Here is a 25818-nt window from a genome sequence, read left to right on the forward strand (position 1 = left end):
GTTTATTTCTTAGATTCTCTATATAGGTATTTGTCTTTACTAAATACTAAATAATGTGACATTCTTAAAGGATCATTGTTACCTTTAATTTTTATAATTAAATACCATTTTTGATCTTCAATAGTCTGTGGGTTTTCCCAATCAACTTCTATATAATATGGTTGTCTGTTTTTTGCAGATTCCAAGGATATACCTTCTTGAAGATTATCAGCCCAATTTATAGTATCGTTATAATAATTTTTACAACTAAATATTAAACTAAAAACTAAGAAAACAATTAATTTATTTAATTTCATAAAATTAACTTTGTGGCATCTCAAATTCAATTATTTTTTCAGTGATGTTATCTTCAAAATCTGTCAATATAAATTTAATAAAAACACGCTCTTTTGAAATACTAACTGGATAATCTTTTATGTTTTTTATGGTTTTTACATAGTCTAACCAGTCTTTACCACATTTATTTGCAGCGTCATCTTTTATAGCTTTAGTAGCTGTTTTAACAAAATTGACCCAGTCATTTTCTGTATAGGTTAATGTCTCAAAAGTATTAGATTTTAACTGTTTAAGTGGCTTCCATTCGGTATTAAATTGTTTCCATTCACTAGAGTTACAATTAGAATCAGAACTCATAAAAGTGAAACTATTTTCATAGCGTTGAAATAAACTCACTTGTTTATAATCATTATCTAATAGAACAATATTTTTACCTTCAGGCTTATCACTTATATCCACATTAATTGTAGTAGAATCTACTTCTTTTAAGCTATGCGATCTTTTATAGTCGCTAGTGGCTAAGTTTTTAATTTCCACATTCAAATTATTGAGTTTTAGGCGAATTGTTCTGGCAATCTTATTTGGTGATAAATAGCCATTAAATACATAACCTATATGGTTTCTGGTCTCCACCTTTACCCATTCTCCGGATACTTTTTTTCCACTATCTAGTATTACCAGTTTTTTATCGGTTTTTTCTATGACTCCAATAGCCTCACCATACGATAATTTACTAAGCATTTTGGCACTGATATCTGGTTGTTCTCTAAGAGAAAGTCCACTTTCTGCAGCCACATGGGCTTCTTCTTGTTCTTGTGCGTTTAATATTGCTAAATTGAATACTAATACGATCGCTAAAATCTGTTTTAAATTTTGCATAATTACTTGTTTTTAAGTTAAACATTTTAGCGGTTTATTTTCTAGGATTCTTGTCTGTCGACCGACGAGTTTTAGTTTTGTTTAGTGTTGTCATTGCGAAGCTGATTTTTTATCAGCTGAGGCAATCTGCTTGTTGTTTCTATTTCATTTGATGAGATTGCCACGTCATTCGTTCCTCATTCCTCGCAATGACAGGTCTTCTTCGTTATTTCTCAACCGTAACCCATTTCCCTTTATTTCTTACCAAATAGTCATCAACATCATACATGGCTTCAGCTTGTGCTCCAGGCAAATAATAGGTTCCTAAGTAAGATGCGTTAAGCATTACTGTAAAAGTTTTAGTTCCATACTTTCCTTTTCTATTCATATCAAAATAGAAATTGACTCTGTCATCTCTTATATCTGTATACCTCGCATTACTCACAGTGGTATCTCCAAAATCTGTAAAACGTGTATTTACAATATCCCAACCCGAAGGGAAAATCTGTGTGAGCGCAACATCATTAACATAATCTCTAGTTAAGTTTGAAATACTAACCGTAGCCACAAAATCCTGTCCTTGTTGTAATTTGGTCACATCAATTTTGTTGCCTTGTAAATCTTTATAAACGGTTGAAATTGATAGGCCTCTTTGTTCTGCTATCTCGTCACCCAATTTCAACTTACCAGAATTAAGAACTCTCACATAAACCAAATTATCTTTTGAATTATTAATCGCAATTTGATTTGCACCGTCATTTATAGGAATATTGCGTTGGGCAATACCATTTTTGGTGTCAATAGTTTCTGATTTACCATTGATGGTATAGGTTAGTTTTAATTCTTTTCCGCCACTTTGACTAATCATTTTTCCTAATGCTAACAGATTATAAGCTGTGGTTTGCGTACTCATCCATCGACTACTTGATAATGATTTTGCAATTGACTTAGCTAAATCTGTTTTTTGAGGATGATTAGTGAGTAACATAGTTTCTAAAGCCATGGCTCTATTTCTGTAAGTTGAACCGTAGGTGTAACGATTAGATTCGTTGTTTTCAAAATCAATATTTGCTGATTTTGAAATCGCCTCACTAGCTTCTTTTTGTCCTGCTAATGCATAGGCTGCGGCTAACCTCCATTTAGCATCATTAGAAATCTCATCAAACTCTCTAAGTCTATTCATACTTGCTAAATCTGGCGCACCAGCTAATGCTAATGTGTAAAGTCGATATGCTTGAGCAAAATCAGTATGATAAGACTGGTAACTTGGCCTCCAATTACGAGCTGCTTGTCTTTGGTAGGCAATCCAATTACTCTTAAATGTTAGAGGTAAAACGAATCCTTTCTTTTCAGCTTCAATCATAAAATGGCCAGCATAACTTGTACTCCAATCGTTTGCCGTATTCTCACCAATCCAATAACTCATACCTCCATTTGCTTGTTGAAAATTCCCTAAGCGTCTTATGCCATTTTCAATATTGTGTTGCACTTCTTTTTTCTTTTGAGGTGTTAAATCGAAAATATCGGTTAAATATAATTGTGGAAATACTCCAGATGTTGTTTGCTCTAAACAGCCATGAGGATAACGAATTAAATAAGCCATTCGTTTCGTAAAATCCATAGGAGGTAAGGTTGAAAATTCTACTGTTGCTGAGTTACTTCCTGGCACTCCAAACGTTGTAAAATCAACCGTTTGTTTTGCATTGGCTTGCAGTTCTTTGTCAATAACACGAGATGTAAAAGGATTCGGGTTTTCAACATCAATCTCTACTTTATAAGTTGATTTTTCGCCATTTCCTGTGGCTACAACTTCAATGTTATTGATACCTTTTGCTTTGGTCACATCTAATTCAAAATAGACCATTTTTTCATCTGGTTTGCTGAATTTAAGTGATTGTGTTTTGTTTCCTTTTACTGTAATTCCGTCGCTAAGTTTTAAAGTTAATTTTACGTCTTTCACTTTATCTTCCATCGCAAAGACGGTTACAGGAAGCGTTACTTTTTCACCTGGACTTAACTTGCGTGGTAAGGTGGCTAAAACCATTAAAGGCTTCTTAACTTTTACTGATTTTTCTGCACTTCCGTAGGCTTCAGTATTACTGTTTCCTGCAACAACCATAGTTCTCACAGCACCAACATAATTTGGCATTTTTAGTTGATGTGTTTTTGTTTTTCCTGCATCTAATAAAAATGGGCCTAAGTACGTCACCACTGGTTTAAAGCGATTCGCTTTTTTGTTTTTTCCACCTGCTGCGCTTCCATCTCCACCAATGGCAAAGACTTGGTCGATACTACCAGAATAAGCTCCGATTACATCATCGAAAATATCCCAGGTTTTTACACCTAAAGCTTCTCTAGCATAGAAACTATTCCAGGCATTTGGTGTTTTAAATCGTGTTAAATCTAAAAGTCCTTCTTCGACCACAGCAATAGTGTATGTCATGGCTTTTTTGTTTTTTTCAGACACTTTTATTTCATAGGATTGCTCTGGTTGAATTGCGTCTGGCATAATGATTTGTGGTTCTAACTTCGTCGTAGGATTTTCTACCATCATAGGAATGACTCCGAATAAACGAATAGGTAAATCATTTGAGGTTATCGCATGAGGTTGTAAAAGTGAAATATTAATAAACACATTTGGTGCCATCTCTTTGGTTACAGGAATATCAATGGTTGTTTCACCAGGTTTTGTTTTTACCCATTGGTGTTGCAATACTTCTGTTCCGTTTTCAATACTTACTAAAGCTCGGCCTTCACTTCCAGAAGGGAAGGTGAGTTTTGCTGTATCACCAACGTTATACTTGTCTTTATTAGTAGAGAAGACTAACATTTTAGCGGCTTCTTTATCACCACCTGCTGAGTTAGACCACCAATTTTTATAAAAATAGGCTGTTCTTCCTGTGGCATGACCACTCACAGGATCAACCACTCTAATTAAATAACGGCCACGATCACTTTCTGGAATTTTGAGTTTGAAACTTGCTTTTCCCTTTGCGTCCGTATCAATTGAATATTGTTGCACAGGTCTATGATAATTGCTCGACACATAACTCGAAAGGTTATCGTAAGAGGAATTCCACCACCATCTCCATTCAATTTTATAGACTTTTACTTCTAATTTTTTTCGCTGAATTGGTTTGCCTTCAGCTGTAACTGTAGCAATATCGAAGGTTTGATTTTCATCTGTAAAAAATGAACCATAGTTGTTTCCTTTTGGGGATTGTAGACCTACAAAACTTTCATAAGGTGCATAAGGCTTCGTAAACGCATCGAGAGAAAAATCACCTCCCTTTTCAAATGCTCTTACTAAAAATTGAGCAGTTAACATGCCTGGTGCATTTTTGCCAATGTTCAGTTTTGTATCTACTTTTGCATTGCCTTCAGCATCTAAATAACCTTCAAAAACATTGGTTTCTTCTGTACTAAAGTTTTTAGTCGGATCATTAAACACATAATTCTTATAGCCTTCAAAACTTGTGTATGAGGTTGAGAATTTTGCTTTTATTTCAGCTTTTAAATTCTTTGCTGGTGCACCATGCAACCATGCCACGTTTAGGTCTCCTTTAAGAGGTTTGTTGTTGGTTAAAACGTCGTCTTCAAAATCTATTTTAATTTTTAATCGGTTTGGTTTTACCGTTTCAATTTTAAGGCCTTTTGTAAAGTTGGCTCCACCAACAGAAACTTTAGCGTTGTAATTTCCTGTTTTGTAATCTGATGATGTCGGGACTTTAAAATCATAGAAATTATTGATATTATCTACAGAGACTTTTCTGTAAACCAATTTACCAACAGGATCTGTGATTTCTAGTTTAACAGGATGTCTTTTCGGTAATTTATTAGCCTTATCATTTAGAACAAAAGTTAAGAATAAACTATCTCCAGGTCTCCAAACTCCACGCTCACCATAGATGTATCCTTTTAATCCACGTTGAAGTCGGTTTCCAGACACATCAAACTTACTCAGTGAAAGGGAATTACCATCGTGAAGCTTTACATAGCTTACACTCTTCCCTTTTGAAACAATAGCAAAAGCTGCACGTTTTTTGGCATCAATTTCTATAATACCTTCACTATTAGTATTGCCTTTAGCGATTTCCTGTTGTTGATAATTGTATAGTGTAACGTTAGCGCTAGATTCTGGATCTGTGGATAGAATATTGGTTACCGCAAAGAAATAATTAAAATCATTGCCTTGCTTTACAATAACACCCAAATCTGAACCTATTAGATTTAGCGATACAGAACGATTACCATAATTAAAATACGAATCTGTACAAGGATTATCTCTGTCTCTATATCTGTAATTGGTGTTTCTATAACTGTAACTTAGATTATCCCAATAGCGCTCTTCCCTTAATTCTTCCTCTTCTTCCGTTAGTTCTTCAGATGCATAGAAATCTTCTTCGTAATACTCATCGTAGTAATCGTCTTCTTCAACTTCAGTAGTTTCAGATTTTGAAGAACAATCGTATAGCGAGTAGTCTTTTTTAAATCCGACTTCTACTCTATAAATAGCTCCAGGATCTGCTTGTAAATATTTAGATAAATCGATGCTGTAAGCTTTCCACTCACCCGTGTTTAAACTTTCATCTCCTATTAAGGTAATGGTTTCTTTTGCAATACGACGTCCTACTTGTTTTATGGAGTGTTCGTAGTTGCTATCCATATTGTTTTCTTGCAGAAATTGAAGCACATTATCTTCAAATATTTTAATGATTCTAACATCGACCTTACTTAGATTAACAGCTTCGAAATTGAATTTTAAATCTTTTGAATTAGGTAAAATAGAACCGTTGCTAATCAATCGAACTTGTGGTTTTAATTCCTCAAAAGTTAAGGTTTGAGAAAAGGCAGTTTTTAGTTTAAATCCATCTGTATTTTGTATACCTGTAAAGACATTTACTTTTATAGCACCAACCAATTTGTTGTCTGGATAGACTTTTAAAACATTTCCGTCTACAATATATTTTGGGTTTTTTACATTTTGAATAGTGACTAATCCTCCAAAGTTTTGTTGCTTTTTTAGTGGGTCTGAAAAGTTAATAGATAAGAATTGCTCAGGACTTTGAATTACTTTTGTCTCTACAATACTAAAGTTGTTTTTTCCAGGAATATTGATAAAGTTCTCTCCTTTATTTTCAGCTTTAATTGCTTTACCATCCCAAGTGATATCAATTTTACTATCCTCTGTTTGACGCTTAATACTATCAATTCTGAATTCAAAATACTTAGAAGGTTCTGACATTTCTAACCAAACCAAGCTGAGGTCTTTTTTATTTTGCTTTGCTGAAACTAATTTTTTAGCATCTTCTAAGTTAATAACATCCGAAGAGCGCAATTGACCTAATACATATTGCCATTCTTTGCTGTAGGATTGCAGATTGTTTGTCATGATGCTAAAACTAGGAGTGATAGTTTTGAATTGAAAGGTGTAATCTTCGAACTCTGTTGGCATTGTTTCATAGATTTCACCAAGTTTAACAGTAACTGCATACTCGGTTGCTGGTTCTAGAGGTTCGTCAGGAGTAAAAAGTAGTGTATGTTTGTTAAGTGCTTTTAAGGTACCTTGAATATGAGGTTGTGTTTTAATTATGTCTACATCTATATCTTGTTCTGCTTCCCATCCTTCTACTTCATTAGCCAAATTAATTTTAATTGGTTCTAAAACAGATACAACTCCAGAAGTGGTATAACTGATGTAATCTCTATACTTAAAAATATTATCGGTTTCTACAGGCTTCTTTTTACACGAAATAGCGATTGTGATTAGAGCTAGGAAGGCAAGGTGCTTTTTGATTTGCATAATTGTTGATGGATTTAGTGTAAAACTTTGATTTAAAAAGAAGGGTAGGTGCATTCTTGTTAAATAAGTACTCTAATTTTTATAGGTTTAGACTTTTGTCTGTTGTTAAATTGTTCTTAAAGTTAAGAAATGTCCTTTGGGGTGGTTTTTAATTATTGAATTTCTATCTAGAAGATTTGAACTAATACTTCTTAAAAATTCTCACCACAAAATTACCAGAGTAATTTTATTGAAATTGAAAAAAGGTTTTGTATTCACTAATAAGGTCATAGTCTATTTTCTAAAAGCTTAATTATGTTGGTCTAATTTTGTTTTAGACTCCAAAAGCTTTATCGTTTTCTTTAGCTTGTCTTCAGTACTTTCAAGATAAATTAATCTCGTTTCTATTAACTTTCTAAGTTGAATGAGTGTATTTTTAAATTCGATATTTTGTGATAGTGAGTCAAAATCTAAGGGTTCAAAAAGGTCTGTAGCAATTACATCAAACTCATTAAATTTAATATTTAAACTATTAGGTGCTTGAACAAAAAGCTTATTGATAAAATTGTTTTGAATATAGTCAATACTATAGTTCATAACCCCTTGTCTATCTATAATATCAGGTAAATCATTTTCATAGAGATTAAGAACAGATTTTAGAATGCTTTCGTCTGATATAAGTGATGCTTTGCCATTTTGCATTATATTATAACCTGAACTCGCATTGTTGAAGTCGCTCTTTCGTAAAGTTTGAGACAAAAAAACAGGAACCATTAAATTGTAATTTTTTTTGTCTAATCTAAAAATAAGACTATCAATACCACTCTTGTTAATATTTAGACGTTTATTTTGTTCTACAACGTTGTCTTTGTTAATACTTATGTCTTTTTGGAGTTGCTTTAGAAGTTGAACCTCTTGTTTTGAGCTTTTACGTTGCTCATTCCAATTATTAATCTGTAGTGCAATGAGAATACCAATGACCACTAGGATAATTTCACCAAGGGCATATTTGAAGTATTTGCCTGTTTTGTTTTCACTCATAAGGTTGTAGCGTATTTTTCGGAAGAATTTAATCATATGACTATTAATCTAAAAATGGTTTTAGTTGTGGTAAAATAGCTCTAATATTCTCGAGGTTGGTTTCTAACTCCTCTTTAGCATATACGTATAATACATTGTAAGCTGCAAATAACACAGCCACTCTTGGTGCAAAATCTGCTCCGTTAACATTGGTCCAGCTAGTTTTGTATATATAACTATTGTTATAATTACTGTCATAAAAACGACCTATGATGTTGTACCGTTTTACAAAATCGTCTAGATGAATTCGATATTGATTTAAGACCTCATCGTTGAGAGTTTCATAGGATTCTATAGTAGTGTAATAATCAGATAAAGACAGTTTTATATCATTAGGTAAAATATCAAACGCTCCTGTGCTCTTTAGATTTGTGAAGGTATTTTTATTGTACTGAGGCGAACTATACCATCTCAGAGGAAACTCATTTTGCATCATCACAATTAAAGTGTCGAGATTAGTTTCTGTGGCATAAGAACGCTGTATTAAACTTTTGATGGTACTATCTCGCAAATGTACCAATGGTAAGCTTTGATATACGATAACACTATCTGAAACCATATCATTGTATACTGATTTAAGCGCAGACTTTAGTTGAATGTTTGTTTTTCGTTTTTCATTCCAATTATTAATCTGTAAGGCTATGAGAATGCCTATTACTACAAGGATAATTTCGCCAATGGCATATTTAAAGTATTTGCCTGTTTTATTTTCACTCATAAGTTTATAGCGTATATGTCTAAAGAGTTTAATCATTGTTGCTAGTTATTTTTTTATAGATAGTACCATTATTAGATTCTATTAAGGTATCACCATGATTAATTTTATAAGTAAAATAAGAACCTTTGTTTACTGTAAAAAACTGTGTTTTAGAAAAAGGAATAACTTCGAATTTTGTGGTATCTAAAGGACTTGTCATAAACAAGCGTTTCTCTTTTTCAATAATGGTGACTTGCTCTGTTGGTTTTTTATTTCCCCAGATAAAACCATTTTTTATATAAAACTCTAGTTTATATGTACCAGTGTAGAATTTAGGATTAGAAATTTGCCAAACCATATTTTTAGAATCCATTTCTAGTTCCAAAAGCTTAGCAATTTGCATGTAAATGGTTATAGCTGCTTTTCGATATTTGAGCACGTGATCTTCTAAGTTATGTATTACGATATCATGCCTGTAAGCAACTCTATTCTTGTAATCATTACTTGTAAGATAATATTCTAATATTGGGCCGTTACCATTTTCTGAATAATCAGAAAACCAAGAATAATTTTCGGACTCATACTTAACATAATCTTGAAATTCATTACTAAAAGTTTTATTCCATTCATCAACTTCTTTTTTTAGGATTTTATTGAGGTGACTTAAATCTTTAATAATAGTTTTATAACGTAAAGGCACATCTTGCATATTAGCCATCAAGACATTGAATGCTTCTTCCAGTAATTCAACTTTTCTAGAGTCATTCAGCATATATTTAAATTCTGGGAATTCAGGACTCAGGTAGGTTTCTTTAGTGACTTGTTTAAACATTATGGCATTAAACACACTATCTTTTTCATGAAAATAAGGTAGCTTTTCTGTAGAAATCTCAATATTTTTTTCAATTTCGTTTAGGACATCTAATAATAAAGTAGTTGTTTTTTGTTCTTTATTACGAGAATCATTCCAATTGTTGATTTGCAACGCTATTAGAATTCCTATAACCACAAGGATGATTTCGCCTATGGCATAGATGATGTATTTCGAAAATTTATTTTCGGATAATAAACTTTGACGGATTTTTCTAAAGAACTTAATCATAAATTAATAATTAGGTTTTTAGTAAGTCCGCAAGCGGCTATCTTCACCAAAGGTCTACAAGACCTTTGATTTTGATAAATCAAAATTGTGTTACGATAATGGCGGATTCGCCTAAAAAATTTAATCATTTACTTTCTTTAGGTTGAAAGTAAATTAGGTTGATGGTTGTAGTTGAGGTTGGTTAATTATATATGTATAAGATAGTGATATGTTACAGTAAAAAGCCTTTTGTGGTTTCTCTTAATTACTAGATGGTGCAAGTACACGGTTTAGAATGAATCAATAAAGAATATTATCTAAAGTCCAATCTAGGCGCTTTTCTAGCATACTAAAATTGCAGTCTGTAAAGAAAATTTTGTACATCTCTCTTCTAAATGCTGCAAGTTCCATATCGCTATAGTCATGATTTTGAATAACTCTTTCAACTTTTTCTAGTCTCTCATCTTCAGAATGTTTATGAAATTTAGCGTACATTTTTCCGAAGGTCTTTTTTGGTACTTTACTGAGTATCATTTCCAGTTCTTCCTCTGTTTCCTTTTTATCAGCATTGGCACAGAGCAGTAAAATGTAAACTTGCAGTTCAGATTTGGTCCAGTTTGGCTTTTGGTTTTTCATAATATAATCGGTTATTACTTTGACTTATTAAGTTCAAATGATGTTATGGTATCAATGTGCAAAAGCGAAAGTTCGCATATGTCATGGATAATACATTCCGAAAATTTATTCTTGGATAGAAGTTGTTTGCGGAATCGCTTATAAATTTTAATCATTTACTTTCTTTAGGTTGAAAACAAATTAGGTTGATGGTAGTCGTTGAGGCTGGGTAACTATATGTGTTTAAAGATATTAAAATGTTACATCTTATTGCTCATAAATGCCAATAACCAATTCTCCTTTGTCATTCATAGTAGCTCTATACATACCAGCTGTATTAAATTCAGCAACCATATTACCATTTTTATCTACAGCAACAATACCACCATCGCCTCCTAGATCTTTCACTTTGTTTAATACTAGTTTAGAGGCTTCTTTTAAACTTAAGCCTTTATAATCCATAAGTGCAGAAATATCGTGCGCGACCTGAGCTCTAATAAAATATTCTCCCCAGCCTGTGCTCGACACAGCACACGTGGCATTATTAGCATAAGTGCCAGAACCAATAATTGGAGCATCACCAACTCTACCATAACGTTTATTAGTCATGCCTCCAGTCGATGTACCTGCGGCCAAGTTGCCATTTTTGTCTAGCGCAGCACAGCCAACCGTTCCGAACTTCGCATTTTTAATATCTGCATCATAAAAATCTAAATAGGCAGATTCAGTATCAACTTTGCCCACTTTTTTTGCTTCTCGTTCCTTAACACGTTTTAGAGACTCTAAACGCCTGTCTGTATGAAAATAAGACGGTTCAACTAATGTTAAACCTTGTTCTTCTGCAAATAGCTCAGCTCCTTTGCCAGAAAGCATTACGTGTTTAGAATTATCCATAACAACTCTTGCTAAATCAATTGGATTTCTAACTGTTGTTGTGCCAGCTGAAGCTCCTGCATTTAAAGTTTTACCATCCATAATTGAGGCATCCAATTCGTTAGTTTCTGCATTAGTAAAAACAGCGCCTTTACCAGCATTAAAGAGTGGTGAATCTTCCATAACATTAATGGTTTTAGTCACTGCATCTAAACTCGACCCTCCATTTTTTAAAATCTCATAACCAACTCTAATCGCTTCTTCTAGTTTGGCTTTGTATGCCGCTTCTTTTTCTGGAGTCATATTCCTTTTTAGAATCGTGCCTGCACCACCATGAATAATGATCGCAAATTCTGGCTTTTCAGTTGTTGTTTCTAGTGCATTTTCGGCTTTAGCAGTGTCTCTAGAAGTGTTTTCATTTTTACACGCAAAACATAAAAATAATACAATAACAAATGGAATCAATTTTTTCATGATGAGTTAGATTTTATAAGTGCTTTAAAGTTACATTTTTAGGACTATTGCTTCAAAAGAAATTGACATTTTATTAGTAACTTCGCGTGATAATTTAATAATTCATAAAAAACAAGCATATATGGAAGCAGTTGCTACCGATTTCGGAATAAAAGAAGCTTTAAACCAGTTAGGTGTTAAAGAATTAAATGAAGGTTCTTCAACAGGTTCAAATAATTTTTCTAACGGTGAAATCATCGAAAGTTATTCGCCTGTAGATGGTCAATTAATTGGTAAAGTAAAATCAACGACAAGAGCAGATTACGATAAGGTAATGGATGCTGCTACAAAAGCATTTTTATCTTGGCGAGATGTACCAGCTCCTGTTCGTGGTGAAGTTGTTCGTCAGTTTGGTAACAAACTAAGAGATTTAAAAGAGCCTCTAGGAAAGTTGGTGTCTTACGAGATGGGTAAATCCTTACAAGAGGGTTATGGTGAAGTGCAAGAGATGATTGATATCTGTGATTTTGCGGTTGGTTTATCCAGACAATTAAATGGTCAGGTAATTCCATCGGAACGTCCAGGACATGTTATGAGAGAGCAATGGCATCCAATTGGTGTTGTTGGTATTATTTCGGCTTTTAATTTCCCGGTTGCAGTTTGGGCTTGGAATACGGCTTTAGCTTGGATATGTGGAGATGTTTGTGTTTGGAAAGCGTCAGAAAAAGCACCTTTATGCTCTGTAGCTTGTCAAAATATTATAGCTGATATATTAAAAGAAAACAACTACCCAGAAGGTATTTCTTGTATCATTAATGGTGATTATAAAGTAGGTGAGTTTATGACAACCGACTCAAGAATCCCTTTAGTTTCAGCTACTGGTTCTACACGTATGGGTAGAATTGTTGGTGCGACTGTTGCCGAACGTTTTGGAAAGTCATTATTAGAATTAGGTGGTAACAATGCCATTATTATTACTCCATCTGCGGATTTAAAAGTGGTAGTTCCGGGTGCTGTTTTTGGTGCTGTTGGTACTTGTGGTCAACGTTGTACATCTACACGTCGTTTAATTATTCATGAATCTGTTTATGATAAAGTAAGAGATGCAATTGTTGGTGCTTATGGGCAATTAACTATTGGTAATCCTTTAGACGAAAAAAATCATATAGGCCCTTTAATAGATAAAGACGCTGTGAATACATATTTAACTGCAATTGAAAAAGCGAAAACTGAAGGTGGAAACGTATTGGTTGAAGGTGGAGTTTTAGAAGGTGAAGGTTATGAATCTGGATGCTATGTAAAACCAGCAATTATTGAAGCCGAAAATCATTTTGAGATTGTACAGCACGAAACTTTTGCTCCAATTTTATATTTAATGAAATATTCTGGTGACGTTGAAAATGCTATTGCTAAACAAAATGGTGTTGCTCAAGGATTATCTTCAGCAATTATGACCAATGAAATGAAGGAAGCTGAAAAATTCTTGTCTTATGCTGGTTCTGATTGTGGAATTGCCAATGTAAACATCGGAACATCTGGTGCTGAGATAGGTGGAGCCTTTGGTGGTGAGAAAGAAACTGGTGGTGGACGTGAGTCTGGTTCTGATGCTTGGAAGGTATACATGAGAAGACAAACCAACACGGTTAACTATTCTGACGAATTGCCATTAGCGCAAGGGATTAAGTTCGATTTGTAAGACATTATTTGATGTAAAAATTATAAAAGCCGTTTCGATAGATTCGGCTTTATTTTTTAACATTATTCAACGCAACCTTTTCTTACATTTTGTATCTTCTAGGTAAGCTTTTCATGCATGAAGATAAAAAAACTACTACTTTTATTTATATTGACTCCACTACTAACTTGTGAAGTTAGACTAGAGAATGACACAAGAATTATGGTTACTGGTGTGGTGTTAGATCAAAATAATTCGCCCATACCCGAAGCCAAAATCAGTATTGCAACGAAAAGAGGTTCTGGAATTGGAGGAGGTCAGAGTCAATACATTTTAGGTGAAGGCTACAGTAAATCTAATGGAAGTTTTTCTGTGATTTCATTTTATGATAAAGATGAAGATTTTGCAATTGAGGTTGATGCTGGCGAAATATACTCGCGTTACGTCTATAAAAATAATACAGAAGATTATACACCTGTAGATCTTACATTTAGTTTAGGCGAAATCACTTTAAAAAAATTAGCAAATTTTAATTATAACGTCATCCGTACGAGTGGTGATGGGAATACAATTACATTTAGAATCAGGTATATCGATCCAGTTTGCCTAGAAACTTACGAGGGTACTATACTTAATGAATTGCAGACTTATTGCTTTCAAGAAGAAGTTATCAATAGAAGTCTTGGTAATAATCTACCCAATTTAGAGAGTAACTTACGTGTGTTATTCGGTGAAAGTATTGAATTCGCTTATTCCATAAATGACGAGCCAGAAATAACCCAAATTATAACTATAGATGAAGAAAACTATGACTTTTCACTCAATTACTAAAAATTTATTCGTTTTAGTCATCCTTTTATTTAATGTCATAATTTCAGCTCAAGAAAGTACATCTAATGATTATACTGAGGAGTCAACTAAGGGTAACTTTTTTAGTTCAGAAGAACGTCAGAATTTTTTTGTAATTATGGTGGGTGGACATAAACCTTTTACTAGTGGAGACAATTTTATGGGAAAAGGTTTGAAAGGAAAATCTGGTATTGATTTTAGAGTTCAAATGTATGTATATAAACAGTTTTTTATTGGAGTTGCATCTGGCGCAAGTTATTTAGATGTAAAAAATCAAGAACTTTTAGGGAATTATAAAAAGACACGTATTTCTGAAAATTACTTTTATTTGGGCTATGAATTTCTTCCAGCAGAAAGTTTAAGATTAGGTGTCAATATTTCAATCGATGGTGATTTAAGATATAAAAATACAGGTTTTTCAAGTTCTGATATTGCAGATCAATACGATTCTGCAAAGTTGAATAGGTATGGGTTTTATCTTAACTATGAACTCGGAAGACATTTTATGCTATATTTAGATTATGGTTATAATATTAGCAAAACTAATATCAACACACCCTCTACAGTTGAAGATTTTTTCTCCAAAGGTAAATATAGTACTATTGGTCTTGGACTTGTATTTACCATTGGAAGCAGAGATTTAATTTCTAGATTTCTAGACTAGATTTTGTTCATGTGACTTTTTTAAGTATTGTGTTTCAGATTAATGGCGAACTATGTTAATTTTTTAATATATTGATAGTCAATTAACTAAAAACACTAACTAATGAGTAAAAAAACATCTTACCTTTTAGGTATTTTACTTACTATCATTATTGGCACCTTATTGTATTGTTACCTTTGCGACGATTGCCATTGTAATCCAAACAAAGAGATCGAAACAGAAGACACCAATATTGTAGAAGAACCTGAGGTTATTACCGCGACTAGAAATGCATTTACAATTTCTGATGCTGATGGTGACTTCAACATTAAAATTAATGATAACTTTAATTTTAAAACATCGAATTTTTCAATTTTAGAACCTATTTCTGCAGGTGTAGCATCTAACGTCGGTAAATTGAAAGATTACCTTTTGGAAAATCCTTTAAAGGATATTGATATTACTGGTTATTATCGTAGTGGTGAAGCCAATAATTCAGCATATCCAAATTTAGGATTAGCTAGAGCAAATGCTGTTAAGAATTATTTGATTTCTCAAGGAATCCCTTCAAAACAGGTCGATACGCATGGGGAACTTAATGATGACATCAATCCGGATGATGCCAGTACTTTATTTGGTCCATTAAAATTTGGAATTGTAACTCTAGAAGAAGGTGCTACAAATGAAGCTCTCGAGGCTGCCTGTGATGCTATTAGAAAGAATCCATTAGTATTATATTTTAATACAGGTCAGGCTCAGATTAATTTAACTGCAGAACAACGTCAAAAAATAGCAGATATTTCGCGTTGTGTAGATAAGCTTGGAGTTAAAGTGCAGGTCGTAGGCCATACAGATAACACAGGTAATGCAGATAGTAACATGAACTTAGGACAGGGTAGAGCGGATTTTGCTAAAAGTTATTTAGTAACAAATGGAATTTTAGGAAGTAATGTGGAAGCAACTTCTAAAGGTCAGACGGAGCCTATTGCAGACAATAATACAGAAGAAGGACGTAAAGAAAATAGACGTACCGTAATAACAATTAACTAACAACTTAAAACATTATAAAATTATGAACTGGTGTATATTAATCCCATTACTTGTAGGTCTAATAAGTGCATTATTAGGTTACTTACTAGGAAGATTTTTAGGAGGAAGTAATCATGATGATTGCAATGATAAAATTAGAAGACTCGAAAAAGATTTGGAAGCCTGCAGAAAAGCTAAAACACAATTAGATACGGATTTAGCTTCGGCAAAATCATCTCTAAGCAACAGTAATGTAGCGTCATCTTTTGCTGCTCCTGCTGCAGTTGCAGCCATAGCCTTTGATGCTGATGCAGCCAAGGCAGTCTTTGGAAAGCGCATAAAAGAAAACGATTTAACAATTGTTGAAGGTATTGGACCAAAAATTCAAGAGCTATTTCATAACCACGATGTTAAGACATGGAAAGCACTATCAGAATGTAGCGTCGATAAATGTCAAAGTGTTTTAAATAGTGGTGGTGATCGTTACAAAATTCACAAGCCTGGTACTTGGCCAGAACAAGCAAAAATGGCTTACGAAGGGCGTTGGGAAGACTTGTTAAAGTGGCAAGATGAACTCGATGGCGGAAAGTAACATGTTTTTGATACGAGTAATAAAAAAAACCGTTTCTATGTTAGAAACGGTTTTTTTATTTTAGAATATTATTCTTCTAAAGTTAATTTCAAATAACCAGTAGCTGGGTCAGACAACATCTCCCCAGAACTCCAATATCCTATGAGATAAGTCACATTATCAATAAAAGTTAAATCGGTTTTAACAGTAAAAAAACTTTCTCCATTATTATAAGAATAAACACTTGTTATTTCATTATCTATTTGAGTCCAATTACCATCAGCTTCGTTTCCACCAGTGTCAGTGACATGTAAAGTACCATCTGTATTGAAATTCATTTTAAAGTTTAAAAAACTTAATTCTGTAGAATTTGGGTCTTCGTTATAACCTCCAATGTAATTTCCTAAAAATGTATCTTGTATGTCATTCTCATTATCGTCACTACTGCAGGATGATAAACTTAGTAGTAAGGCTATTACTAAGAAAATAATCATTTTTCCTTTCAATTTTTTTGTAAAAGTAGATTTTGATGTAATCTGCTGTTGGTTGAATTTTAATGAATCCATAGTTTTAAATTTTAATAGATTGGGATATTAGTAAGGTTGATTTTGTCTATTGAGTTTTTAAATTAACCTAGAATTGTAGGTTCTAATTTACAAAAAAATTTGTTTTAACCTAAAATAATGCATTTTATCGTTATTTTCTAAATTTAGAATAATACTCAATTAGAGTTTATATGTAATTTAAAGAGGACTAATGAAAAATAAAAAATGTATATTAATCCTTGAGTTGTGAGAACAATAATAAAAGAAATTAAACTAAAGCTCACTGTTTAAGTCTAACTTAATATGAAACGAAAAGAACTTCAACATTTATACTGGCGTGCAGGTTTTGGAAGTAATTCAAAATCGCTTAAAACGTTGCCTAAAAGCAGGGAACAGGTTGTTGAAAATCTTTTTAAAAGTTCTAAATCTTCAACACCACTACAAATAGATATGTCTTTTATGGATGGCATTAGCAATGAATCCCTAAAGAATAATCCAAAATTTGCTCAAGAACTAAGGGTTAAAAGCCGAAAAAAAGTAGTAGAGCTAAATTATGCTTGGGTAAATCAACTGGTTCAGCCAAAAGAGCTTTTAAGGGAAAAAATGACGCTGTTTTGGGCAAATCATTTTGTGTGTAAGGATAACAATGTGGTGTATGCTCAGAAATTCAATAATACTTTGAGAGCGCATGCACTTGGTGATTTTAGAACTTTCGTGAAAGCTATTTCCAAGGAAGCAGCTATGCTAAAATATCTAAATGGAAAACAAAACAGGAAGGCAAAACCTAATGAGAACTTTGCACGCGAATTAATGGAATTATTCACCCTTGGTGAAGGTCAGTATTCTGAAACAGATATTAAAGAAAGCGCCAGAGCCTTTACAGGATATAATCATAATTTTAATGGTGATTTTCGATTTAGAAAGAGACAACATGATGAAGGTTTAAAAACCTTTTTAGGTAAAACAGGAAATTTCTCAGGTGATGACATTGTAGATATAATACTTGAAGACAGACAGTGTGCATTATATATTTCGAAGAAAATCTATCGTTATTTTGTAAATCCAGAACCAAACAAAAAACATATTGAAGCCATGGCAGATGTGTTTTTTAAAGATTACAATATTGAAAAATTAATGCGTTACATATTTATGAGTGATTGGTTTTACCAAGAAGAAAATATTGGTGCAAAGATAAAATCGCCTATAGAGTTTTTAGTAGGAATGGTAAATGTGGTGCCTGTTAAATTTGAGAAAGAGAAAGACTTATTAAAGATTCAGAAACTACTAGGACAAACTTTATTAGACCCACCTAATGTTGCTGGTTGGAAAATTAATAAAGCTTGGATTGATGCTAATACCATAATGGTACGTTTAAAATTACCTTCGGTATTACTTAATAATGCTATGATTTCTTTAAAAGAAGAAGGTGATTTTAACGACAATTTTAGAAAGAAGTTTTTTAAGCGAAACAAAGGTAAGCTGCCCTTTAAGGTTTTACCAGATTGGGATACATTCTCCGAAAATTTCAAATTCGCTAAAACTGAAAATCTTGAAGATTATATTATTCAAGGTCCTGTAAATAAGGGAACATTAGATTATTTAGAGACACTTAATAAAGGCTCTAAGCGCGATTATTGTGTTCAGCTAATGTCGTTACCAGAATATCAAATGTGCTAACTATGGAAAGACGTAAATTTTTAAAAAATTCTGCATTAGCAAGTGGCTTGTTCTTTGTACCTAGCTTTGTTAAGGCCTTAGAATCTGTCGCTACTGAGCGTTTAGGTTATAAACGTTTAGTTATTATTCAATTGGCAGGAGGTAATGATGGACTTAATACCATTATTCCGTATAATAATGATATTTATTATAATTCTAGACCGCGTTTAGCTATTACAAAAGATATAATTAAGTTGAATGATAATTTGGGCTTTCATCCAAGTTTAGCGCCTTTAAGATCTTTGTTTGATAAAGGCGAGTTATCTGTTATAAATAATGTGGGTTATCCTAACCCTGTGCGATCACATTTCAGATCAATGGATATTTGGCAAACTGCCAGTGGCTCAGATGAATATTTGCAAAGCGGTTGGTTAGGACGTTATTTAGACCGACATGGTAAAAAGCCCTATAATGCTATTGAAATGGATGAGCAATTAAGTTTGGCTATGAAAGGTGAGCATTTTAATGGTATTGCAACCAGTGATTATAAAGTTTTATATAGATCAGCAAAAGACCCATACTTTAAGAACGTAATAAATCATTATAATGATGCTCATTTAAGCGAACATAATTTGGGTTATTTATATCAGACAATGATCGAAGCTAAGTCTTCCGCCAATTATATTTATGATAACACCAAGGTAAAATTATCGCAGCAAGAATATCCTCAAAACAAATTTGCAAAGCAACTTAAAAATGTAGCACAATTCATCAATTCAGATTTAGACACTAAAGTGTTTTATACATCTTTAGGTGGATTTGATACACATGCTAATCAAAACAATAAGCAATCGAGATTATTGTCTCAGTATGCAGAGAGTGTATCGGCATTTGTAAAAGATTTAAAAAGAGATAAAACCTTTGAAGATACGTTGATATTAACTTTTTCGGAGTTTGGAAGACGCTTAAAACAAAATGCAGCTAACGGTACAGATCATGGTGCTGCTAATAATGTTTTTGTAATAGGTAAAAATCTAAAGAAAGCTGGTTTTTATAATAATCTTGGTAGCTTAAATGATTTGGATGATAATGGGGATTTAAAATATACTATAGATTTTAGGTCTATTTATGCCACAATTCTTTCACAATGGATGGATGTTTCTGCTGAAGATATAATTCCTGCTAAACAAAAATTATTAGATTTCATTTAAAGAAATAAAAAAAACCTTGTTACAATTCTGCTTTCGCATTAATGAAACAAGGTTTAAATAATTGATTAATAGCACTACAAAGATGTGTATAAAATCCTTTGGTCAACAAATTTTATGATGAATGGTAAAAAAAAATGTATAATCTGTACCGTTTTGATTACAAATCCGACGATATGCAAAAAATAAGGATAAAAAATCCGTTATTTCCGACGAACTAACTGTATTTTACTTTTCTTAATATTCTTAAAGTTTCCTTGTAAGATTTGTAGAGTTCTGAATTATAGTTTTTTATATATGGCTTTACAGCATCTAACTTAAGTAAAGCATTATCAAAACCGTTGAGGTAACAAATTAAATAACTAGCTGCCAAATTCTGTAAATCTATGTCTTCATTTTGATTTAATGAGATGTTTTTTTCAAGTTTTTCTAAAATAGAATTATTGGCATTATAAATATGATGCAATACCTTTTTATCAAATTGTGGGGGATCAAAAACTAAGTTTGCTTCAATAGAATAATTGGCATTATCATCAAAATAAATTGTTTTTTCTTCAAGCTTATAATATTTGTAAGATTCTTGAAGACCTAGTCTTACATATTCAACAATTTTAAAAGAATCTTCAGTATAAGAAATAGCAACTTCATCTAAAGTTGAATAAAACAGACGTACTTGTTCATTTATTAATTCTATATCTACTCTAGAGAAGAATACTTCATCTTTAATATGTTTTTTATCACCAGACCAGCACAAAACAAAGTATTCTTTAAAAACTTTGTACTTAGGATTAAAATCTTGGCGTTTATTCATAAAATCAAAAACACCATCTAGCGTTAATTGAATGTTGTTTTGCGCATGTTTTTCAATGGCAATGACAATTTTAGAATTAACATCTTTAATTTCAATGTCAAACACTTTTGGCATACTCATGCTACCATCTCTAAAAAAAACTGCTCCACCATAATATTTCCAAATATTCTTTCTTAGAGATGTAATTTCATCAATAGGTCTTATGGTTACCAAACCAACTACTTTATCGTCTGGTAAGTGCGGAAACGGAATATTTTCATATTGTACAATTGGAGGATTGCTGAGATAGGCATTGATAAGATTTTGAATTTTGCTATCATCAAAAAAATCAACACCTATTATTTTGTTGTCTTCATCCTCAACACCAATAACAATGTAAGAATTGTTCTTTGGATTGCTATTTGAAAGTGCACAAATATGTTTTAGAAATTTAGCTTTCCCCTCTTTAAAGCTGATATCAATTTTTCGCTTTTTATCATAAAAACTATTCTCATCGTTGTGAGCTAATAGATTTTTTATGAGAAGCCTTTTGTTAATCATGTTTGTAATTCCTGGGTATACAGGAATCTTATTAATTAAATTTATTTACAATAGTAGAACTAGCCTGAGCCGTACAAAACATTAACACATCGGCAATGTTAACATGAGCTGGTCGAGACACAGCAAAATAAATCACTTCCGCGACATCCTCTGCTTGTAAAGCTTTATAACCTTTATAAACATTATCGGCAGCAGCATCCCCTTTAAAGCGGACTTCAGAAAATTCAGTTTCTACCAAACCGGGATTAATAGCACTAACTTTGATTCCGAAAGGGTTTAAATCAAGTCGCATACCTTCGGTAATGGCTAAAACGGCATGTTTGCTACCACAATATACGTTTCCTTTTGGGTACACTTCTTTCCCGGCTGAGGAACCAATATTAATGATATGACCCGATTTTCTTTCTGTCATTCCAGGAATAATCGCTTTGCTTACATATAGTAAACCTTTTACATTAATATCCATCATGGCATCCCAATCATCTAAATTACCTGTTTGGATTGGATCCAGGCCATGTGCATTACCAGCATTGTTAATGAGAATATCAATCTGTTGAAATTCTTTTGGTAGTGATGCTATAGCTTTTAGTGTTTTTTCCCTATCGCGTAGATCAAAACTTAAGGTGTGGATATCAGTTTCACGAGACAGTGCTTTTTGAATACTATCTAAACGTTGTTGCCTGCGACCACATAGTATTAAATTAATACCATGTTTCGCAAATTCATGCGCTGTTGCTCTTCCAATACCACTAGTCGCTCCTGTAATTAGTGCTGTTTTTTTCATAGTTCTGTCACTCCTGTGAAAACAGGAATTCTTTAATTCATTGTATAATATTATGAGATTCTTGCCTTATTCATAGATTTTATTAGATATAAATGAATTCATGAATCTTCGATTTCGCAAGAATTCATCAAGGCACTTTATAGCCTTGGCTAGCCACCAATATCAAAAACCAATCCTCTAATTCTAAATTAATCTGCGATGCTTCAACAGCTTGCTTTAATCGTTCTTTAGTTGTAGTTCCGACTACTGGATGGATTCCTGAAGGATGTTTTAGTGTCCAGGCCAGCAACAATTGGTCTTCAGTAGCATTATATTTATCCATCAATACACCAAGTTGTTTATGAATACGTCTGGTCTGCTCATTATCTTCTCTAAATACATTACCCAAAGGAGACCAAGCCATAGGTTTTATGCCACAAGTCATCATATAATCTAGAGTGCCATCGTGCATTGCAGAATGTTGTGTTAATGAAAATTCTATTTGATTAACGTCAATATCCATACGCAATCCAACCATTTCCATTTGAGAGGGAGTAAAGTTAGAGACACCAAAATCTCTAATCTTACCATCTTTTTTTAGAATAGTAATCGCTTCAGCAATTTCTTCGGCAACCATTAACGGACTAGGTCTGTGTAGTAATAACAAATCTAGATAGTCAGTTTCAAGATGTTTTAAAGATTCTTCGACAGACCAAATGATATAGTCTTTGCTGTAGTCGTAATGCTTAACTTTATTTTTTCGATTCTCTGATATATACTGAATGCCACATTTAGAAATCAGTTGTATGTCTCCACGCTTTATTCCAGATGACGTAAATGCTTTCCCAAAGTCTGCCTCTGTTGTATAGGCGCCATAGATATCAGCATGGTCAAAAGTGGTAATTTGGTTAGAAATGCAGAAATTCATTAGAGCTACCATTTCTTTTTTTGAAAGTTGTTTTCCCCAACTTCCCCAAGTCATGGTGCCTGCAATTAATCGAGAATATGTCACTTATTTTTCAGTTTATATATGTTTTTATGCAATTGGTGTATAAAAATACTCAAAACATACAGAATACAGTATTATTGATATGTAATTATTCCATTTCCCAAATCATGAAACATTTACAACCTATAAAATCACTTTTTCTAAGTCTAATTATTTTAGTTTGTTTTACAAGCTGTACAAAAGACGATGTTTACTCTGGTGAGCAATTAGCAAGTATTACTGTAAAGCTAAAAAGCACTGTTGGTAATTATGATAAAGTCTATATTGAGATTGAAGACGTGCAATTAAAAGTAAAGGAAGATGAAAACGCATCAAATGCTTGGATTAGTCTAAATACTATTAATACAGGGACTTATAATGCTTTCGATTTAAGAGGTGATTCGGAATTATTATTAGTAGACAATTTTGAAATGAAAGCGAAGTACATCTTTGCGATTAGACTTGTACTCGGTGATAATAATTATATTGATATAAATAATGGTTTGCATAGTTGCGATGTTAGTGATTTAGGGAATTCAAAACCTTCTAATTTAGTTCAACTAGAACTAGATCCAAACCACATATACGATTTTGAAATAGACTTAGATATTGACAAATCTATTAGCTTCGATGAAGAGCAAAATACTGTGATTCTAAACCCAGAAATTTATACAGAAATAAGAAAATTTTAATATTAATTACCCTGATCCATAATTAATACTAGAAAAAGAGTAATACTTAGGTGTTACTCTTCTTTTTTTAACCAATTGTTAACAGCATTACAAGAATAATTTTAACAATTTGCATCTCCTAAAAATTACTAAAAACAGTTTTATTCATAAACCCTTAAAAATTGATGGAAGAAACGAGTACAATTGATATTAAGTCAATTAACGAAAAGATAGAAAAAGAAAGTGCATTTGTAGATATGCTCACCTTAGAGATGAATAAAGTCATTGTTGGGCAAAAACACATGGTAGAACGATTGCTCATTGGTTTATTAGGTCAAGGTCATATCTTATTAGAAGGTGTACCTGGTTTGGCAAAAACTTTAGCTATAAACACGCTCTCTAAAGCTATTGATGCTAGTTTTAGTAGAATTCAATTTACACCAGATTTGTTACCAGCCGATGTTGTAGGTACATTAATTTATAACATGAAGTTGAATGATTTTTCTATTAAGAAAGGCCCAATATTTGCAAATTTTGTATTAGCAGATGAGATTAATAGAGCACCAGCAAAGGTTCAGTCTGCTTTACTTGAAGCAATGCAAGAAAAGCAAGTAACCATTGGTGATGAAACGTTCATTTTGGACAAGCCATTTTTAGTAATGGCTACACAAAACCCAGTAGAGCAAGAAGGAACGTATCCTTTACCAGAAGCTCAAGTGGATCGTTTTATGTTGAAAACAGTTATTGATTATCCAAAAATCAATGAAGAGCAAATGATAATGAGAGCGAATTTAAAAGGAGCTTGGGACAAGGTAAATCCTGTGGTTTCTGTTAAGCAAATTCTCAGTGCACAAGAAGCTGTTAGAGAAGTTTATATGGACGAAAAAATTGAAAAATATATTCTCGATATCATCTTTGCTACACGCTATCCTGAAAAATATAATTTGGGTGATTTAAAGGCTTTAATCTCTTTTGGAGCTTCACCACGTGGAAGTATCAACTTAGCAACTGCAGCAAAATGCTTCGCTTTTATAAAAAGAAGAGGTTATGTAATTCCAGAAGATGTACGTGCGGTAGTGCACGATGTATTGCGTCACAGAATAGGTATTACATATGAGGCCGAAGCAGAGAATGTCACTTCAGAAGACATTATCAATAAGATTGTAAATCAAATCGAAGTACCATAGTATTGTCATTTCTGTGTAAGCAGGAATCTCACTATTATTTGTCAAAAAGTTTAATTTGATAGATTCCGTATTAAGTGCGGAATGACAAAGCACAAAATGGATACCAAAGAACTTCTAAAAAAAGTACGAAAAATAGAGATTAAGACACGTCGACTGTCTGATCATATATTTGGAGGCGAATACCACTCTACCTTCAAGGGTCGTGGTATGACTTTTTCTGAAGTCCGTCAATACCAATATGGTGATGATGTAAGAAATATAGATTGGAATGTTACGGCGCGTTATAATGAGCCTTACATAAAAGTATTTGAAGAAGAGCGTGAGCTAACTATGATGTTAATGGCTGATGTTTCTGGCAGTAAATTCTTCGGAACCAAGAACCAGTTCAAAGACGAAATTGTTACAGAGATTGCAGCTACACTTGCATTTTCAGCAACTCAGAACAATGATAAAATAGGCTTAATCTTGTTTTCTGATGACATTGAACTTTACATTCCACCAAAAAAAGGACGTTCTCATGTACTCAGAATTATTAGGGAACTTCTTGAATTTAAACCAAAAAGTAAAAATACTGACATCGCTGAAGCTTTAAAATTTTTGTCTAACGTCATGAAAAAGAAAGCAATTGTTTTTGTGCTTTCAGATTTTATTGCAGACGATTATAAGCAGAATTTAAAAATTGCTGCTGGCAGACATGATATTACAGGCATAAGAATATACGATAAGCACGAAGCTGCTATTCCGAATCTTGGCATGGTGCAAATGGAAGATGAAGAAACAGGTGAACTGATGTTGGTAAACACAGCATCTAAAAAAGTAAGACTAAATTATGGTAAGTTTTACACTGAAAAAGTAAACTACTTTAAAGACACCTTTACAAAATCTGGAGCTGGTGCAATAGATTGCCGTGTTGATGAGAGTTATGTAAAAAAATTACTAGGTTATTTTAAAAGAAGAGGGTAAATAA

Annotated in this window: 22 protein-coding genes; 10 read left to right on the plus strand and 12 right to left on the minus strand. The window is 32.9% G+C overall.

All coding sequences use genetic code 11. The annotated features are described in order from the left end of the window. Positions 1-2: 2 nt before the first annotated feature. The 8 genes from Q0822_RS06595 to Q0822_RS06630 form a co-directional block, all read right to left on the minus strand. Positions 3-296, minus strand: a complete 294-nt coding sequence (locus tag Q0822_RS06595) for a hypothetical protein (RefSeq protein WP_299121715.1) — start codon at positions 294-296, stop codon at positions 3-5. 4 nt (positions 297-300) lie between these two features. After that, positions 301-1155 carry an SH3 domain-containing protein gene (locus tag Q0822_RS06600; protein ID WP_299121716.1) on the minus strand — a complete coding sequence of 285 codons (855 nt, stop codon included), beginning with the start codon at positions 1153-1155 and terminating at the stop codon, positions 301-303. Between the two features lie 205 nt (positions 1156-1360). After that, complete coding sequence (locus tag Q0822_RS06605) at positions 1361-6937, minus strand: MG2 domain-containing protein (RefSeq protein ID WP_299121719.1); 5577 nt, start codon at positions 6935-6937, stop codon at positions 1361-1363. A 288-nt stretch (positions 6938-7225) separates the two neighbouring features. Beyond that, on the minus strand, positions 7226-7957 hold the full coding sequence (locus tag Q0822_RS06610; protein ID WP_299121721.1) for a DUF6090 family protein: 732 nt from the start codon (positions 7955-7957) through the stop codon (positions 7226-7228). Between the two features lie 43 nt (positions 7958-8000). Further along, positions 8001-8714 carry a DUF6090 family protein gene (locus tag Q0822_RS06615; RefSeq protein WP_299121722.1) on the minus strand — a complete coding sequence of 238 codons (714 nt, stop codon included), beginning with the start codon at positions 8712-8714 and terminating at the stop codon, positions 8001-8003. Between the two features lie 28 nt (positions 8715-8742). Next, positions 8743-9795 carry a DUF6090 family protein gene (locus Q0822_RS06620; protein WP_299121724.1) on the minus strand — a complete coding sequence of 351 codons (1053 nt, stop codon included), beginning with the start codon at positions 9793-9795 and terminating at the stop codon, positions 8743-8745. A 279-nt stretch (positions 9796-10074) separates the two neighbouring features. Then, positions 10075-10410 (minus strand): hypothetical protein, encoded by a 336-nt coding sequence (locus Q0822_RS06625; RefSeq protein ID WP_299121725.1) that lies wholly within the window; start codon positions 10408-10410, stop codon positions 10075-10077. Between the two features lie 246 nt (positions 10411-10656). Further along, on the minus strand, positions 10657-11736 hold the full coding sequence (locus tag Q0822_RS06630; protein WP_299121726.1) for an isoaspartyl peptidase/L-asparaginase: 1080 nt from the start codon (positions 11734-11736) through the stop codon (positions 10657-10659). A 121-nt stretch (positions 11737-11857) separates the two neighbouring features. Between Q0822_RS06630 and Q0822_RS06635 the strand changes: the two genes are divergently transcribed. From Q0822_RS06635 to Q0822_RS06655, 5 genes are all read left to right on the plus strand, one after another. Then, positions 11858-13411, plus strand: a complete 1554-nt coding sequence (locus Q0822_RS06635; protein WP_299121727.1) for an aldehyde dehydrogenase family protein — start codon at positions 11858-11860, stop codon at positions 13409-13411. A 117-nt stretch (positions 13412-13528) separates the two neighbouring features. Further along, entirely contained in the window at positions 13529-14221 is a 693-nt protein-coding gene (locus Q0822_RS06640; RefSeq protein WP_299121731.1) for a hypothetical protein, read from the plus strand. Then, positions 14199-14903 (plus strand): hypothetical protein, encoded by a 705-nt coding sequence (locus Q0822_RS06645; protein ID WP_299121733.1) that lies wholly within the window; start codon positions 14199-14201, stop codon positions 14901-14903. Before Q0822_RS06640 ends, Q0822_RS06645 begins: the two co-directional genes overlap by 23 nt. Positions 14904-15005: 102 nt before the next feature. After that, positions 15006-15932 (plus strand): OmpA family protein, encoded by a 927-nt coding sequence (locus tag Q0822_RS06650; protein ID WP_299121737.1) that lies wholly within the window; start codon positions 15006-15008, stop codon positions 15930-15932. 22 nt (positions 15933-15954) lie between these two features. Then, positions 15955-16503 (plus strand): hypothetical protein, encoded by a 549-nt coding sequence (locus tag Q0822_RS06655; RefSeq protein WP_299121739.1) that lies wholly within the window; start codon positions 15955-15957, stop codon positions 16501-16503. Positions 16504-16571: 68 nt separating this feature from the next. On the opposite strand, the gene Q0822_RS06660 is transcribed toward Q0822_RS06655, so the two are convergent. Continuing rightward, entirely contained in the window at positions 16572-17048 is a 477-nt protein-coding gene (locus Q0822_RS06660) for a hypothetical protein (RefSeq protein WP_299121745.1), read from the minus strand. A 282-nt stretch (positions 17049-17330) separates the two neighbouring features. On the opposite strand from Q0822_RS06660, the gene Q0822_RS06665 reads away from it, so the two are divergent. Continuing rightward, entirely contained in the window at positions 17331-18704 is a 1374-nt protein-coding gene (locus tag Q0822_RS06665; RefSeq protein WP_299121747.1) for a DUF1800 domain-containing protein, read from the plus strand. A gap of 2 nt (positions 18705-18706) precedes the next feature. Further along, positions 18707-19894, plus strand: a complete 1188-nt coding sequence (locus Q0822_RS06670) for a DUF1501 domain-containing protein (protein WP_299121749.1) — start codon at positions 18707-18709, stop codon at positions 19892-19894. A gap of 214 nt (positions 19895-20108) precedes the next feature. On the opposite strand, the gene Q0822_RS06675 is transcribed toward Q0822_RS06670, so the two are convergent. The 3 genes from Q0822_RS06675 to Q0822_RS06685 form a co-directional block, all read right to left on the minus strand. Then, positions 20109-21242 carry an ATP-binding protein gene (locus Q0822_RS06675; RefSeq protein ID WP_299121751.1) on the minus strand — a complete coding sequence of 378 codons (1134 nt, stop codon included), beginning with the start codon at positions 21240-21242 and terminating at the stop codon, positions 20109-20111. 31 nt (positions 21243-21273) lie between these two features. Then, positions 21274-22026, minus strand: a complete 753-nt coding sequence (locus Q0822_RS06680) for an SDR family NAD(P)-dependent oxidoreductase (protein ID WP_299121753.1) — start codon at positions 22024-22026, stop codon at positions 21274-21276. Between the two features lie 127 nt (positions 22027-22153). Continuing rightward, on the minus strand, positions 22154-23017 hold the full coding sequence (locus Q0822_RS06685; RefSeq protein ID WP_299121755.1) for an aldo/keto reductase: 864 nt from the start codon (positions 23015-23017) through the stop codon (positions 22154-22156). Positions 23018-23121: 104 nt separating this feature from the next. Here Q0822_RS06685 and Q0822_RS06690 point away from each other — a divergent pair, with 104 nt between their 5' ends. From Q0822_RS06690 to Q0822_RS06700, 3 genes are all read left to right on the plus strand, one after another. Then, positions 23122-23685 (plus strand): DUF4382 domain-containing protein, encoded by a 564-nt coding sequence (locus Q0822_RS06690; protein WP_299121757.1) that lies wholly within the window; start codon positions 23122-23124, stop codon positions 23683-23685. Positions 23686-23849: 164 nt separating this feature from the next. Then, entirely contained in the window at positions 23850-24851 is a 1002-nt protein-coding gene (locus Q0822_RS06695) for a MoxR family ATPase (protein WP_299121758.1), read from the plus strand. A gap of 96 nt (positions 24852-24947) precedes the next feature. Then, the gene (locus tag Q0822_RS06700) at positions 24948-25814 is read left to right on the plus strand and encodes a DUF58 domain-containing protein (RefSeq protein ID WP_299122266.1); all 867 of its coding nucleotides are present in this window, start codon (positions 24948-24950) and stop codon (positions 25812-25814) included. Positions 25815-25818: the final 4 nt, after the last annotated feature.

This window comes from uncultured Winogradskyella sp. (genome assembly GCF_947496485.1).
Taxonomy (GTDB): Bacteria; Bacteroidota; Bacteroidia; order Flavobacteriales; family Flavobacteriaceae; genus Winogradskyella.

Bases quoted from the DNA above. Each gene is read 5' to 3' on its own strand.
- Q0822_RS06595 (WP_299121715.1), bottom strand. From the start codon at position 296: ATGAAATTAAATAAATTAATTGTTTTCTTAGTTTTTAGTTTAATATTT.
- Q0822_RS06600 (WP_299121716.1), bottom strand. From the start codon at position 1,155: ATGCAAAATTTAAAACAGATTTTAGCGATCGTATTAGTATTCAATTTA.
- Q0822_RS06605 (WP_299121719.1), bottom strand. From the start codon at position 6,937: ATGCAAATCAAAAAGCACCTTGCCTTCCTAGCTCTAATCACAATCGCT.
- Q0822_RS06610 (WP_299121721.1), bottom strand. From the start codon at position 7,957: ATGAGTGAAAACAAAACAGGCAAATACTTCAAATATGCCCTTGGTGAA.
- Q0822_RS06615 (WP_299121722.1), bottom strand. From the start codon at position 8,714: ATGAGTGAAAATAAAACAGGCAAATACTTTAAATATGCCATTGGCGAA.
- Q0822_RS06620 (WP_299121724.1), bottom strand. From the start codon at position 9,795: ATGATTAAGTTCTTTAGAAAAATCCGTCAAAGTTTATTATCCGAAAAT.
- Q0822_RS06625 (WP_299121725.1), bottom strand. From the start codon at position 10,410: ATGAAAAACCAAAAGCCAAACTGGACCAAATCTGAACTGCAAGTTTAC.
- Q0822_RS06630 (WP_299121726.1), bottom strand. From the start codon at position 11,736: ATGAAAAAATTGATTCCATTTGTTATTGTATTATTTTTATGTTTTGCG.
- Q0822_RS06635 (WP_299121727.1), top strand. From the start codon at position 11,858: ATGGAAGCAGTTGCTACCGATTTCGGAATAAAAGAAGCTTTAAACCAG.
- Q0822_RS06640 (WP_299121731.1), top strand. From the start codon at position 13,529: ATGAAGATAAAAAAACTACTACTTTTATTTATATTGACTCCACTACTA.
- Q0822_RS06645 (WP_299121733.1), top strand. From the start codon at position 14,199: ATGACTTTTCACTCAATTACTAAAAATTTATTCGTTTTAGTCATCCTT.
- Q0822_RS06650 (WP_299121737.1), top strand. From the start codon at position 15,006: ATGAGTAAAAAAACATCTTACCTTTTAGGTATTTTACTTACTATCATT.
- Q0822_RS06655 (WP_299121739.1), top strand. From the start codon at position 15,955: ATGAACTGGTGTATATTAATCCCATTACTTGTAGGTCTAATAAGTGCA.
- Q0822_RS06660 (WP_299121745.1), bottom strand. From the start codon at position 17,048: ATGGATTCATTAAAATTCAACCAACAGCAGATTACATCAAAATCTACT.
- Q0822_RS06665 (WP_299121747.1), top strand. From the start codon at position 17,331: ATGAAACGAAAAGAACTTCAACATTTATACTGGCGTGCAGGTTTTGGA.
- Q0822_RS06670 (WP_299121749.1), top strand. From the start codon at position 18,707: ATGGAAAGACGTAAATTTTTAAAAAATTCTGCATTAGCAAGTGGCTTG.
- Q0822_RS06675 (WP_299121751.1), bottom strand. From the start codon at position 21,242: ATGATTAACAAAAGGCTTCTCATAAAAAATCTATTAGCTCACAACGAT.
- Q0822_RS06680 (WP_299121753.1), bottom strand. From the start codon at position 22,026: ATGAAAAAAACAGCACTAATTACAGGAGCGACTAGTGGTATTGGAAGA.
- Q0822_RS06690 (WP_299121757.1), top strand. From the start codon at position 23,122: ATGAAACATTTACAACCTATAAAATCACTTTTTCTAAGTCTAATTATT.
- Q0822_RS06695 (WP_299121758.1), top strand. From the start codon at position 23,850: ATGGAAGAAACGAGTACAATTGATATTAAGTCAATTAACGAAAAGATA.
- Q0822_RS06700 (WP_299122266.1), top strand. From the start codon at position 24,948: ATGGATACCAAAGAACTTCTAAAAAAAGTACGAAAAATAGAGATTAAG.